The organism is Ideonella margarita (assembly GCF_038066635.1).
Classification (GTDB): Bacteria; Pseudomonadota; Gammaproteobacteria; order Burkholderiales; family Burkholderiaceae_C; genus Ideonella; species Ideonella margarita.
The window spans coordinates 159109-171815 of record NZ_JBBUTI010000008.1 but is presented as its reverse complement, the minus strand read 5'-3'; the positions used below and the strand labels follow the sequence as shown (position 1 = coordinate 171815).

Annotated in this window: 13 protein-coding genes; 6 read left to right on the top strand and 7 right to left on the bottom strand. The window is 67.3% G+C overall.

The features are described 5' to 3' along the window. Positions 1-31 precede the first annotated feature (31 nt). Entirely contained in the window at positions 32-2068 is a 2037-nt protein-coding gene (locus tag AACH00_RS13225; protein ID WP_341399619.1) for a PEP/pyruvate-binding domain-containing protein, read from the top strand. 20 nt (positions 2069-2088) lie between these two features. On the opposite strand, the gene AACH00_RS13220 is transcribed toward AACH00_RS13225, so the two are convergent. Genes AACH00_RS13220 through AACH00_RS13205 form a run of 4 tightly spaced genes read right to left on the bottom strand, consistent with a single transcriptional unit; the run spans position 2089 to position 4545 of the window. Continuing rightward, a complete protein-coding gene (locus tag AACH00_RS13220; RefSeq protein WP_341399618.1) occupies positions 2089-2514 on the bottom strand; it encodes an ExbD/TolR family protein in 426 nt (141 codons plus the stop codon). 3 nt (positions 2515-2517) lie between these two features. After that, the gene (locus AACH00_RS13215; protein ID WP_341399617.1) at positions 2518-3180 is read right to left on the bottom strand and encodes a MotA/TolQ/ExbB proton channel family protein; all 663 of its coding nucleotides are present in this window, start codon (positions 3178-3180) and stop codon (positions 2518-2520) included. A gap of 4 nt (positions 3181-3184) precedes the next feature. Next, positions 3185-4000, bottom strand: coding sequence for a 4-hydroxy-tetrahydrodipicolinate reductase (gene dapB, locus AACH00_RS13210; RefSeq protein WP_341399616.1), 816 nt, complete (start codon positions 3998-4000; stop codon positions 3185-3187). Next, positions 3997-4545, bottom strand: coding sequence for an outer membrane protein assembly factor BamE (locus tag AACH00_RS13205; RefSeq protein WP_341399615.1), 549 nt, complete (start codon positions 4543-4545; stop codon positions 3997-3999). Before AACH00_RS13205 ends, dapB begins: the two co-directional genes overlap by 4 nt. A 114-nt stretch (positions 4546-4659) precedes the next feature. On the opposite strand from AACH00_RS13205, the gene fur reads away from it, so the two are divergent. Next, the gene (fur, locus tag AACH00_RS13200) at positions 4660-5139 is read left to right on the top strand and encodes a ferric iron uptake transcriptional regulator (protein WP_341399614.1); all 480 of its coding nucleotides are present in this window, start codon (positions 4660-4662) and stop codon (positions 5137-5139) included. Here fur and hprK read toward each other — a convergent pair. The 3 genes from hprK to hpf form a co-directional block, all read right to left on the bottom strand. Then, a complete protein-coding gene (hprK, locus tag AACH00_RS13195; protein WP_341399613.1) occupies positions 5093-6052 on the bottom strand; it encodes an HPr(Ser) kinase/phosphatase in 960 nt (319 codons plus the stop codon). The genes fur and hprK overlap by 47 nt on opposite strands. Positions 6053-6080: 28 nt before the next feature. Further along, positions 6081-6551 (bottom strand): PTS sugar transporter subunit IIA, encoded by a 471-nt coding sequence (locus AACH00_RS13190; RefSeq protein WP_341399612.1) that lies wholly within the window; start codon positions 6549-6551, stop codon positions 6081-6083. A 232-nt stretch (positions 6552-6783) separates the two neighbouring features. Then, positions 6784-7125, bottom strand: a complete 342-nt coding sequence (hpf, locus tag AACH00_RS13185; protein ID WP_341399611.1) for a ribosome hibernation-promoting factor, HPF/YfiA family — start codon at positions 7123-7125, stop codon at positions 6784-6786. A gap of 362 nt (positions 7126-7487) precedes the next feature. Between hpf and AACH00_RS13180 the strand changes: the two genes are divergently transcribed. The 4 genes from AACH00_RS13180 (at position 7488) to AACH00_RS13165 (ending at position 12510) form a co-directional block, all read left to right on the top strand. Next, the gene (locus AACH00_RS13180; RefSeq protein WP_341399610.1) at positions 7488-8111 is read left to right on the top strand and encodes a response regulator; all 624 of its coding nucleotides are present in this window, start codon (positions 7488-7490) and stop codon (positions 8109-8111) included. A gap of 237 nt (positions 8112-8348) precedes the next feature. Continuing rightward, a complete protein-coding gene (locus AACH00_RS13175; RefSeq protein ID WP_341399609.1) occupies positions 8349-9500 on the top strand; it encodes a sensor histidine kinase in 1152 nt (383 codons plus the stop codon). 22 nt (positions 9501-9522) lie between these two features. After that, positions 9523-9897 carry a response regulator transcription factor gene (locus AACH00_RS13170; RefSeq protein WP_341399608.1) on the top strand — a complete coding sequence of 125 codons (375 nt, stop codon included), beginning with the start codon at positions 9523-9525 and terminating at the stop codon, positions 9895-9897. A gap of 12 nt (positions 9898-9909) precedes the next feature. After that, positions 9910-12510: a PAS domain S-box protein gene (locus tag AACH00_RS13165; RefSeq protein ID WP_341399607.1), complete on the top strand. Its 2601-nt coding sequence runs from the start codon at positions 9910-9912 to the stop codon at positions 12508-12510. Positions 12511-12707 lie beyond the last annotated feature (197 nt).

Genomic DNA, 12707 nt, shown 5'->3' with positions numbered 1-12707 from the left:
TTATCGCGCGTGCCCTTGGCATCATGGCCCGATGCCCGGACGTCTTGTTCCCATCCCCTCGCGCCGCCTTGTCTGGCTGGCGGCTTCAGTTGCCTTTGCGGTGGTGGCCAGCCTGGCCGGCCCGGCCCACGCCCAGCTCGCTGAAAAGCCCTCGGGCTATCGGTCGATCGCCCCCCGGCCCGGGCCTATCTCGACGCCGGCAGGTGCCACGCCCGTGCCGGCGGGCTGGCTGCCGCGCATCGGCAGCCGCGTTGACGCCGACCGCCTCGCGCGGGTGATGGACGCCGGCACGCCGCTGGCGCTGCCGCACCTGCTGTTCCTGATTGACCGCGGCCGAGGCAACCAGGTGCAGTACATCGACAGCCGCCGGTACGCGCTGCACCAGCAGTTCCTGCAAGCGCGTGACGGCCTGACGCAGATCGACGAGCGGGCCTTCAAGGCCAACTACCGCTCCCCCCAGCGCCGCCACCTGTTCGGCACCTTGGCCTGGCAATCGGCCAGCCAGGCCTGGACCTTCGAATTCTGGGAAGGCGATCAACTCGATGCCAACCTGCTGCGCCTGGCGCGGCAATCGCTGCAGGACAGCTTCTACGCGCTGCTGCGCTTCAAGCCCAATTCACAGGCCCAGCAGGCGGTGGGCGAGACGCTGGGGGTGCCGATGCTGGCCGCCGTTGATCTGATTCGAGAACAAGGTTTTCTGCCGCTCAACGTGGGCCGGGCCGTGGGCCGCCTGCGCGTGGTGGCCGATGCCGATGCGGTGGATGACCTGGCACCGGACGACATCGTGCTGCTCGATGAGGTGCCGCTGGGCCTGCCGCCGGTAGCTGGCGTGATCACGGCGCGGCCGTCCACCACCTTGTCGCATGTGAACCTGCTGGCGCGCGGCTGGGGCATTCCGAACGCCTGGGTGCTGGATACCCGCGATTGGCGCAGCCTGGCGGGCGAGTGGGTGCGCCTGGACGTGGCCCGCACCGGTGTGACGCTGGTGCGCGCCACCGAGGCCGAGCGCGCCCAGGCCGGGCAGGTGCTGCGCGCACCGGTCACGACTTGGCCGGCACCTGAGCTGCGCCGTGATGAGCTGGTGCCGCTGGCCCGGCTGGGTGTGGCCGACCGCCGCCGCTGCGGCGCCAAGGCGGCCAACCTCGGAGCCTTGACCACCGCGTGGCAGCGGGGCGCCTTCCCCGGCGTGGCGCCGGTGCCAGACGGCTTCTGCATCCCGTTCGGCCGCTTCGCTGCCTTCATGGCCCAGCCGGCCGCCCGCGAGGCGCTGGCGCGTGCCCAGGCCACCCCGGGTTTTGCCACCGACCGCCGGGTGCGCGCCGAGGCCCTGGCCACGCTGCGCCAGACCCTGCTGACCGTGCCGCTGCCCGAGGGCGATGAGCGTGGCTGGCTGGCACGCTGGCAGCAGCAGCTGGGCGGCGATGGCGTGTTCGTGCGCAGCTCATCCAACTCGGAAGACTTGCCGGGCTTCAGCGGTGCCGGGCTCTACACCACCGTGCCCAACGTGACGCGGCCGGAGGCCCTGGCCGATGCGGTGCGCACGGTGTGGGCGTCGGTGTGGAACGCCGACGCCTGGGAAGCGCGCCGCTGGGCCGGCGTGCCGCAGGACAGCGTGGTGATGGGCGTGCTGGTGCAGCGGGCGGTGGCGGCGCAGTCGTCAGGCGTGCTGGCCACGATCAACCCGTTCGACCCCCAGCGGCCGGGCCTGAGTTATGTGTCGGCCAAGCGCGGCTTGGGCATCCGGGTAGTGGAAGGCAAGCGGCAGGCCGAGCAGGTGCTGTATCACCACCGCAGCCACGCCGTGCAGGTGCTCAGCCGCAGCGAAGACCCGGTGGCCCTGCTGCTGGATGCGGCCGGCGGCGTGCGCGAGGAAGCTCAGCCACCGGGCCGCGCCGTGCTGACGGACGCGCTGGTGCGGGGGCTGGCGGAAACCGGCCAGCGCGTGCAGCGCCTGCTGGGCCCGGCGCCGCAGGACATCGAATGGGCGACCGACCCGCAGGGGCGCATCGTGCTGCTGCAGGCCCGGCCGCTGGTGCAGGCGGTGCCGGGCGTTGCGCCACGGCCCTGAGTTGTCAGCGGATCAGCGGATCAACGGCTGGGCGCCGCGGTGCTGGTGATGAAGCCGATGCGGCTTAAGCCCGCGGCTTGCAACTGCGCGATCAATTCGGCCACGCGGCCGTAGGGCACCTTCACGTCGGCGCGCAGTTGCACCTCGGTGGTCGGGTCGGTCTTGGCAGCGGCTGCGGCGCGGGTGGCCAGTTCCTCGGCCGTGATGCGTTCGTCGCCCAGGTAGAGCGTGCCTTCGGCGTCCAGCCCCAGGCGCAGCGGCTGCTTCGGCGTCTGCGTTGGCGCGCCGTTGGCTTTGGGCAGGTCCAGCTTCAGCTTGCTGGTCATCAGCGGCGCGGCGATCATGAAAATCACCAGCAGCACCAGCATCACGTCGATCAGCGGCGTCATGTTGATGTCGCTCATCGGCGCCTGTGCGCGGTGGCGTTCCAGTCGGCCGAAGGCCATGGCTCAGTCGCCCGAGGGCGCGGCGCGGTGGCCGGCGAGTTCATGCAGGTCGTGCGCAAAGCCTTCAAGCTCGGCCTCGCACTGGCCCACGCGCTTGCCGAACACGTTGTAGGCCAGCACGGCCGGAATGGCGACGGCCAGGCCGGCGGCGGTCATCACCAGCGCTTCACCCACTGGGCCGGCGATCTTGTCGATGCTCATCGAGCCGCTGCTCGCCATGCCCAGCAGCGCGTGATAGATGCCCCAGACGGTGCCGAACAGGCCGACAAACGGCGCCACGGCCCCGACCGACGCCAGGAAGACCTGGCCCGATTGCAGCCGGTTCAAGACATCATTCAAGGCGTCGCGCAGCCGGCGCGTGCGCTGCGCGGCAGCGTCGCCCTGGGCTTGCAGCGTGCCGCCCGTCGGCTGGGCGAAGGCCGCCTCCACCAGGGGCAGCAGGGTCTGTTCGCGGTCGATCGCCTGCAGGCGCTCGCGTGCGGCGGCCAGCTCGGGCGCATCCCAGAAGATGGCCGTGCCGTGGGTGATGTCGTGGCGGGCCCGGTTCAGCAGCCAGCCCTTCCAGAGGATCAGGACCCAGGCGCCCACCGACATGGCCAGCAAGGCCAGCGCGACGGCGCGGCCGATGGCATCACTTTCGGACCAGAACTCCGGCAGGCCGCCCATGGCGTCAGGCCAGACCCAGCACGTCGTTCATGCCGAACAGCCCGTTCGGGCGGCTCGCCAGGAAGCGGGCGGCGCGCAGGCTGCCTTGGGCATAGGTGACGCGGCTCGACGATTTGTGGGTGATCTCGATGCGCTCGCCGGTGCCGGCAAACAGCACGGTGTGGTCGCCGACGATGTCGCCACCACGCACGGTGGCAAAGCCGATGGTGGACGGATCGCGCTCGCCGGTCACGCCTTCGCGGCCGTAGACGGCGCAGGCCTTCAGGTCGCGGCCCAGGGCAGCCGCCACGGTTTCACCCATGGCCAGCGCGGTACCGCTGGGCGCGTCCACCTTGTGGCGGTGATGGGCTTCGATGATCTCGATGTCGTAGCCCTCGTTAAGGGCGCGTGCGGCCATGTCGAGCAGCTTGAGCACGACGTTCACGCCCACGCTCATGTTGGGCGCCATCATGATGGCCACATCCGCAGCGGCCTCGTTGATCTGCGCCTTCTGCTCGTCGGAGAAGCCGGTCGTGCCGATCACCGCCTTGATGCCCAGCTCGCGGCACACCGCCAGGTGGGCCAGCGTGCCTTCGGGGCGCGTGAAGTCGATCAGCACCTGCGCGTTGGCCAGGCCGGCGCGCAGGTCGGACGTGATGGCCACGCCGCTTTGATGGCCGAGCCATGCGGTGGCGTCATTGCCAAGCGCCGGGCTGCCGGGCACGTCGAGTGCGCCGGCCAGCACGCAGTCATCGGCCTGGTGGACGGCTTCGATCAGCATGCGGCCCATGCGGCCGCTGGCACCGGCGATCGCGATGCGCAAGGGGGCGGCGGCGCTCACGGTGCCTCCAGCGGCGGGTAGGTGCGAACAGCGCCTTGCGGCTGGTTGGCGGCGGCGGCACTCACCGGCTTCGGAGCTGGCAACTCGGCGCGTTGCTCGTCGGTCAGCTCCAGCTTGCGCACGTTGGTGCTGGGTGCGCCGCGGCTGATGCTGGCGACAAAATCGAGTTCGGTGGGCAGCTCGGGGGCGTCGATCGAAGCCACCTTGTCGCCTTCAAACAGGATGACGACCGCGCGGCGTTGCTGCTCCACGCCCGGGCGGCGCAGCGTGAAGACGTAATCCCAGCGGTTGGCGTGGAAGGCGTCGGCGATCAGCGGCGAGCCCAGCGCGTCACGCACGTCGGCGCGGCTGGTGCCCGGCTTGATGTTGGCCATCTGCTCGCGGGTGATCACATTGCCCTGCACGATGTCGCTGCGGTAGGGCGAAATCACGCTGGTGATGCCGTTCGACAGGGTGTTGGAGATCGTGGAGCAGCCGCCCAGCAGGCAAAGCGCCAGGGCCACGGGCGCCAGAGCGGCCGTTCGGGAGTAGGACAAAAATCGCATGGGGCGGAGTATGCCTGCAGGGTGTGAAGTGCCAACCCGGGGCAGGCTGGCTATGATGCGACGATTCTAGCGACCCCATCGGCAATGGCTGCGGCCGCAGATCAGGAAGACAGCATGACCAACGCAGACGAACTCAAGAGCAGCGGCCTGAAGGCTACGCTGCCCCGCATCCGGATCCTCGAGATTTTCCAGAAGTCGCAGCAGCGGCACATGACGGCCGAGGACGTCTTCAAGGCCTTGCTGACGGAAGGGTCGGACATCGGCCTGGCCACCGTGTACCGCGTGCTGATGCAATTCGAGCAGGCGGGTTTGCTGAGCCGCAACCATTTCGAGTCAGGCAAGTCGGTGTTCGAGCTCAACGAGGGCCAGCACCACGACCACCTCGTGTGCCTGACCTGCGGGCGGGTTGAAGAGTTCTTCGATCCGGACATCGAGGCGCGTCAGCGCTCGGTGGCGCAGGCCCGCGGCTTCGAGCTGCAGGACCACGCGCTGTCGCTGTACGGGCACTGCACCAAGACCGACTGCGAGCACCGCCCGGCAGCGCCGGTCAGAAATCCTGGTTCTGGCCCATCGCGGCCTGATGCCGCTGGATGAATTCCTGGTAGGTGTCGATGCCGCGCAACTGCAGGATGGTGTTGCGCACCGCGGCTTCCACCAGCACGGCCAGGTTGCGGCCGGCATCCACCGCAATGACCACCTTGCGCACAGGGATGGCCAGGATGTCTTCGTACAGCGGTTCGTAAGGCAGACGCTCGAACTCCCGCTCCATGGTTTCCTTGCGGACCAGGTGCACGATGAGCTTCAGGCGCATCTTCCGCCGCACGGCGGTTTCGCCAAAGATGGCCTTGATGTCGAGCAGGCCGATGCCGCGCACCTCCAGCAGGTTCATCAGCAGTTCGGGGCAGCGGCCTTCCAGGGTGGTTTGCGCGACGCGGTAGAGATCAACCGCGTCGTCGGCCACCAGGCCGTGTCCGCGCGAGATCAGCTCCAGGCCCAGCTCGCTCTTGCCCAGGCCGGATTCACCGGTCAGCAGCACGCCCAGGCCCAGAATGTCCATGAAGACGCCATGGCGGGTGGTGCGGTCAGCGAACAGCTGGCTGAGGTAAGAGCGCACCACGTCGATGACGTGGCCGGCGGAATGCGCGGTGGTGAACAGCGGGATCTCGGCGCGGTCGCACATGGCCACGAGGCGATCAGGGGCATGTTCGCCGTCGGCCACGATCAGGACGGGTGGCTCCAGCGTGACGATGCGCTGGATGCGGCGTTCCTGCACCTCCAGGGGCACGCCTTCACCGAGGTAGGCCACTTCACGTCGGCCGACGATCTGCACCCGGTAAGGGTGGATGTAGTTCAGGTAGCCGACCAGGTCGGCGGCCGAATGCGCATCGCGCACGGCGGCGTCGTCAAAACGACGCTCAGGATGGGCATGACCAGCGATCCATTCCCACTTGAGGGCGGGCTGGTGTTCCTCGAACAGCGCCTCGGCGCTGATTGAAATGGGCTTCACGCGGCGCGACGCTGTTGGGGCTGGCTGGTCAGGCGACCGACTTCAGCGGTTCCCAGCCTTCGATCAGGCGGTGCACCTCAGCGGCGTCAGGCGAGGCCTTGAGCTTCTCGCGCAGTTCGCGGTCTGACAGGAGCTCGGCGATTTCCGAGAGGATTTCGAGGTGACGCTGGGTGGCAGCTTCGGGCACCAGCAGGAAGATCAGCAGGCTGACCGGCTCGTCATCGGGTGCGTCAAACGGAATCGGGTTCTCGACACGCAGCACGGCGGCCAGCGGGTTCTTCAGGCCCTTGACGCGGCCATGCGGCACGGCCACGCCGTGACCCAGGCCGGTGGAGCCCAGCCGTTCACGGGCGAACAGGTTGTCGGTCACCGTGGCACGGGCAATCGAGTGCTGGTTTTCAAACAGCAGGCCGGCGTGCTCGAACGCGCGCTTTTTGCTGGTGGCTTCCACCCCGACCAGCACGTTGGCTGCGGGCAGGATGGCGGCAAGGCGGTTCATGGCAGGTACTCCGACGTGTCTCTGTGTGACGGCTTCAGAACGACGTTGCGTCTGGTCAAGGGTGCGGATTATAGAAATCGGCAGGCTTCTGGGAATCTGAACATGCGCTGACACGGTTGAGAAGCCAAGCCGTGCTGCATTGCAGCAACATTGTGCTGTTTTTCAGCCCCCTGTGTGGAGCACCAACAAAAAGCGGCCCCTGTGGGGCCGCCTGTGCGTCAGAGGTCTGAACTCAGGTTGTTGCAACGACTTGCCGCTTCACGGCGACGTGGTGATGGTTCTGGAGCTGTTCCTTGTGGCGGCAGACTTGCCGATCCAGCTTGTCCATCAAGGTGTCGATGGCGGCGTACAGGTCTTCGTGGGACTGTTCCACGAAGATGTCCTTGCCCTTCACATGCAAGGTCACTTCCGCTTTCTGTCGTCGTTCCTTCTCCTTCATCTTTTCCACCGTCAGCAGGACGTTGACATCAACCACCTGGTCGAAATGCCGGGTCACGCGGTCTAGTTTGGTCAGCACGTATTCACGCAGTGCAGGGGTCACTTCAAGGTGGTGTCCGCTGATCTTCAGGTTCATCGAGAACTCCTTTCGCGTGTGCAGGGAGAGAGGGAACAGATTGCAGGCACTCGGTCTGCTTGCCCGGGTTGCTGCTGTCAGCCAGGCACCCCGTCGAATTCAGTGTGCGCCTGCCTCGACGCTTTGACAAGAATGTTCAGCCCCGAAAAAGCGGGCTAGACTCCGCTGGTTTGAGCACTGCGCCACGGAAATTCCGGGTAGGTGAATTGGCCGCCTTGCCTGCCGCGGCCCTCAGCTTCCGCTGATCGCTCAGCCGGCCATGGCGCCCGCGTTTGATGCAGATCACGCCCTTGACGGCAGCCCGGCGCAATTCATCCCGATGCGGGATTGGTTTCAGTTGATACAACTGATAAATTGCCACGGTGCACCGATCACCTACCAACGACGACGTCATGTCCACCCGCGAAGCCGCCCAGATGCTGGGGGTGGCGCTGCGCACGGTTCAGCTCTGGGTTGAAAGCGGCGTCTTGCCGGCCTGGAAGACCGCAGGCGGACATCGCCGGATTGCCCGTGCCGCCGTGCTGGCCCTGGCGGCCGAGCGCCGTGGCGCCGTGGCCGGCCCCGCGCGCGACACGCTGGAGATGCTGGTGGTTGAAGATGAGCCTGATCTACTCAATCTCTACGCCATGGTCATTGAAGGCTGGGACTTGCCCATTCATGTCCGCCTGGCCAAGGACGGTTTCGACGGTCTGATGCAGATCGGCCAGCAGCGGCCTGACTTGCTGATCACCGACTTGATGATGCCCGGCATGGACGGTTTCCACATGCTGCGCTCGCTGCTGGCCTCTGAGCAGGCGCTGTCGGCCGAGCACATCGTGGTCATCACGGCGCTGAGCCCGGTGGAACTGGCTGACCGCGGCACGCTGCCTCCCGGTGTGCGCTGCCTCACCAAGCCGGTTCCGTTTGCCGAGCTTGAAAAGCTCGCACGCGCGCGCATCGCCGAGCTGGGCATCGTGCGGCTGGACAGCGCGGCCATTCCGCTCTGATCCTCCGGCACGGCGCCGCGCGCCGGCCGGTACGTGCGGAACTGCGTGCGCAACTGCCTGCGCAACTTCGTGCGCAACTTCGCGCACAAGAACGCGTACAACTTCGCGCCCACCACTTCAGCCTCCCTCAGACACGCCGATAACCGACGCATGGTGGTCGAACGGTTGGCGTCCGTCCGGTCGCCCGCGACACGATGCGACGACCGCGAACCGCCCCTGGGCTGGAGAGTGCTGATCATGAACACCAGCTTGTCTGAGCTGCTTGAGAACCTGAAACAGGGCCTGCTGTGGGTGGGCAGCGACGGCGTGGTGCGCCATGCCAATACCCTGGCCGGTCAGAAGACGGGTCTGTCCTCGGGCCTGCGCCTGTATGACACCGACATGATGCGTGCCGTGGCGGAGGCCGTCGAAACCCAGACGCCCCGCGTGATCAAGGCCTCCGGCGTGGCGTCGCAGCCGGGGCAGGCGCCGGCTGAGCTGATGTGCCGCGTGATTCCCGGCCTCGTCAAGGACGATGCCTTCGTGATGATCGCCAATGACACGCTGGACGCCGGCGGCGTGGCCTTCAACAACCTGATGATCGTTGTCCAGGAAGACCTGCGTGAGCCTCTGCGGCGCGCGCACGACGGCCTCGACATGGCGCTGCAGGAGCGTGATGCCGCTGCGGTGCATGTGGCCCAGGAACGGTCAGAGGACGTGCTGCGCGTGCTCGACAAGCTGGTCGATCTGGCCGAGGTCTGGGGCTCGGCGTCGTTGATGTCGACCGACCGGCTGGAGTTGTGGCCGCTGCTGCAGAAGGCCTGGACGGCGGTGGAGCCGCTGGCGGTCGAGCGCAGCATCACGGCCCGGTTCATCGCCGAAGGCGATGTGACAGCGCTGGCCACCCTGTACGGCAGCGAGCAGTGGCTGACCCGCGTGTTCCAGGAGTGCCTGGAGTCGGCGGTGCGCAGCACACCCAAGGAGGGCACGCTGGAGATCGAGCATCGCCAGATGGGCCCGCGCGCCCTCATCATCTTCCGTGATTGCGGCGTCTTCAACCGTGAAGTGCCTGAAGGCATCCCGATGCTGGGAACCCCGGCAGCGGCCACGCCAAACGTTGCGAACGCCGCCACCAAACGCCGGCAGGCGCGCGAGGAAATCGGCCTGCAACTCTCGCAGCACATCGTCGCCATGCATGGCGGCCTGCTGCGCGAGGAAATCGACCACGGTGTGCGCACTTTCATGATCGATCTGCCCACCGGCGCGCCCCACCGCGCAGACACCACCCAACTCGACATCGCCCAGGCCCAGCAATATGCGAAGGACCTGGCTGCCTTGATGGCCCGTGCGCGCAGGCGCAAGGAGCCGCCCCTCGCGAACGCCGCCATTGATTCAACGGCGGCCCGTTGACGACCCAGCCAGGAGCTGAACCATGAAGCGCATCCTTATCGTTGAAGACCAGGCAGACATCCGCAAGCTCATCCGCATGACGCTGGAGTTCGAGAACTACGAAATCCACGAGGCCTCGGACGGCTCGTTCGGCTTGCGCATGGCCGCCGCCATCAAGCCCGACCTGATGCTGCTCGACGTGATGATGCCGGGCGAGCTCGACGGCTTGCAGGTCTGCCAGCGCATCAAGAGCGACCCGGAGCTCAAGGCCATCAAGGTGGTGCTGCTCACGGCTCGTGGCCAGCAGAAAGACCGCGAGGCCGGCACGCAGGTGGGTGCCGACGAGTACCTCATCAAGCCCTTCAGCCCGTTGCAGCTGATCGAGACGCTGGAGCGAATGGTCGGCGCCACCGCCTGACGGGCCCGCGCCATGTCCGCGCTCTGGCAGTTGGTCTGGCCACGAAAGCTGTGGCGGCAGTTGCTGGTTGTTGCCAGCGGCGTGATCGTGGCTGCGGTGCTCACCATGGCGGTGGATTCCACCCACCGCATCACCGAGACCGCCCGGCAGGAAGGGCGGGGCTGGGCGCAGAACCTGGCGCTGTCGGTCGCGGACAACGTGGCTGCGGACCTGGCACACAAGGACGTTCATGGCCTGCATCAGCGGCTGTCCGATCTGGCCAGCCTGCAGGGCGTGCTGCGCATCGACCTGGCCGACCGGGATGGCCAGATCATGCACACCTATGTGCATGGCGACAGCGGCCGGGTGCTCATCACGGACCGCTCGCAGGAACGCATGCGGCCCTCGCTGGGCGAAGCGCAAACCGATGAGAACGGCACCGTGGAAGCCACCGCACCGGTCGGTGGTGCGCAGGCGTGGCTGCGCGTGCGCTTCGATTCCCGGGTCACCACCAAGCACCTCGATGCCCTGCGTGACCAGGCCGTGATCTGGATGGTGATCGGCGGCATCGTCGTGATCGCCCTGATGGCGATCTTCACCGCCCAGGCGCTCCAGCCCTTGCACCGCGTCGTCATGTTCGCGCGGCGGCTGCCCGGGCAGTTCGGCCTGCAGATGCCGGCCAACAGTGGCGGCAGCGCAGAGGTGGATGAACTGGTGGACGCGTTGAATGAAGCGTCGGCGGCGATGGTGCGCCAGCTCGATGCCACACGCGCCGCGGAAGCGCGCACGGCGGCGGTCATCAACGCTGCGCCAGATGCCTTGCTGGGTCTTGATGATCAGGCTCGCATCACGCTGGTCAACCACGCCGTCACGTCGGTGTTCGGTTGCACGGAAGAACAGATCATCGGCCAGCCCGTGAGCCGGCTGCTGCCTTCACTCACCGCAGAGAAGATTGAAGAGGCCACGCTGGCAGGTCTGTTCATGCGCGCGTCAGGCTCGCACCTGGCGCGACTGGACATTGACGCCAGCCGCAACGACGGCACGCCGTTCCCGGCCGAGGTGTCGATCTCGCGGGTGGAAACGGATGCCGGCACGCGCTACGCCGCGGTGGTGCGTGACCTCACCGAGCAGCGCATGACGATGGGCATGATGGAGCTCTACAACCGGGCTCTCGAATGCGCCACCAACGGCATCGTGATCTCCGACATGAGCCTGCCCGGCCAGCCGGTGTTCTACGCCAACCCGGCCTTCACCCGCATCACCGGCTACCAGCCCTGGGAAGTCATCGGCAAGAAGTGCGCCCTGCTGCAAGGCACTGACCACGACCAGCCGGAGATCGATGTGATGCGCCAGGCCATCGCCACGCAGTCCTCGGCCACCGTGGTGCTGCGCAATTACCGCAAGGACGGCACGCTGTTCTTCAATGAACTGGCGCTGGCGCCGGTGCGCTCGGCGGACGACACCGTTCGCCACTATGTCGGCATCCTGAACGACGTGAGCGAGCGGGAGCGCTCTCGGCTGGCACTGGCCGAGCGCAATGCGCGCCTGAACGCGGTGTTCGACTTGAGCCCGGACGGCTACGCCGTGTTCGACAGCGACGGCGTGCTGGTGTTTGGCAACCGCGCGCTGCGCAAGATCACCGGCTGGGACGTGGAGCGCGTGGCCAGTGGCATGACGCTGCGGGAGTTCGACCTGCTCTTCGGTGCCCTGTGTGACCCGACCAAGCCCTGCGAGCCCTTGAGCACGCTCAACGCCAATGCGCAGGGCGCCGGCAGCTTCGACACCGACGAGCTGATCGAGATGGTGCTGCCGGAGCGCCGCACCGTCACCCGGCTGGCGCGGCTGAACATCGACGGCCGTGGTGAATCCATCCTGTACTTCCGCGACGTGACCCGCGAGATGGAAGTCGACCGCATGAAGAGCGAGTTCCTGACCACTGCCGCGCATGAGCTGCGCACGCCGATGGTCAGTGTGTTCGGTTTCACCGAGCTGCTGCTGAACCGGCCCGTGCCGGAAGCCCGCCGGCGCGACGTGCTGGAGACGATCCACCGACAGGCCTCGCTGCTCATCAACATGGTCAACGAGTTGCTCGACCTGGCCCGCATCGAGGCCCGCCAGGGCAAGGACATGCGCCGCGAGCCGCACACCGTGGCCGAACTGGTGGATCGATCGATCGACGGACTGATGGTGCAGGGCGACGCCCGCAAGGTGGAGGTGCAGGTCAGCCACGGCGCGCAGCCCCTGCTGATCGACCTCGACAAGACCATCCAGGCACTGACCAATGTGCTGTCGAACGCCTACAAGTACTCGCCCGCCGGCGGCAGCATCACCCTGTGCACGCTCGACGGCGAGCTGCACGGCGCGCCGGCCGTGGGCATCGAGGTGGCCGACAGCGGCATCGGCATGACGCCCGAGCAGCTGGCGCGGGTGTTCGAGCGCTTCTACCGCGCCGACCCCTCCGGCAACATCCCCGGCACTGGCCTGGGCATGAGCGTGGTGAAGGAAATCGTCGAGCTGCAGGGCGGCGCGGTGCGGCTGCACAGCGCCTTCGGCAGCGGCACGCGGGTGACGCTGTGGCTGCCCTGCGTGGCGCAGGCCCAGCCCACACCGCAATTGCTGGAACACGGCGGCTGAGGCCCTGCGGGAATGCACCATAATGCGGCCCATTCTTGATTTCCAGAGAGCCTGACTTGGACGCCCCTCACCCTCGGTGACCGTCCTCTCCAGCGCGCTGGCCGTGCCGGGTGTTCCACACCTGCGCGGTGGCCGGTGTCGGAGTGCGACGGTCTGCCCCTCACCCCGACACGAAACTGATGCACACGCCGCCCGCG

Coding starts and splice junctions, on each gene's coding strand:
- AACH00_RS13215 (WP_341399617.1), bottom strand. CDS start 3,180: ATGGGCGGCCTGCCGGAGTTCTGGTCCGAAAGTGATGCCATCGGCCGC.
- AACH00_RS13170 (WP_341399608.1), top strand. CDS start 9,523: ATGAAGCGCATCCTTATCGTTGAAGACCAGGCAGACATCCGCAAGCTC.
- hpf (WP_341399611.1), bottom strand. CDS start 7,125: ATGAACCTGAAGATCAGCGGACACCACCTTGAAGTGACCCCTGCACTG.
- AACH00_RS13225 (WP_341399619.1), top strand. CDS start 32: ATGCCCGGACGTCTTGTTCCCATCCCCTCGCGCCGCCTTGTCTGGCTG.
- AACH00_RS13220 (WP_341399618.1), bottom strand. CDS start 2,514: ATGGCCTTCGGCCGACTGGAACGCCACCGCGCACAGGCGCCGATGAGC.
- fur (WP_341399614.1), top strand. CDS start 4,660: ATGACCAACGCAGACGAACTCAAGAGCAGCGGCCTGAAGGCTACGCTG.
- AACH00_RS13190 (WP_341399612.1), bottom strand. CDS start 6,551: ATGAACCGCCTTGCCGCCATCCTGCCCGCAGCCAACGTGCTGGTCGGG.
- AACH00_RS13175 (WP_341399609.1), top strand. CDS start 8,349: ATGAACACCAGCTTGTCTGAGCTGCTTGAGAACCTGAAACAGGGCCTG.
- AACH00_RS13205 (WP_341399615.1), bottom strand. CDS start 4,545: ATGCGATTTTTGTCCTACTCCCGAACGGCCGCTCTGGCGCCCGTGGCC.
- AACH00_RS13165 (WP_341399607.1), top strand. CDS start 9,910: ATGTCCGCGCTCTGGCAGTTGGTCTGGCCACGAAAGCTGTGGCGGCAG.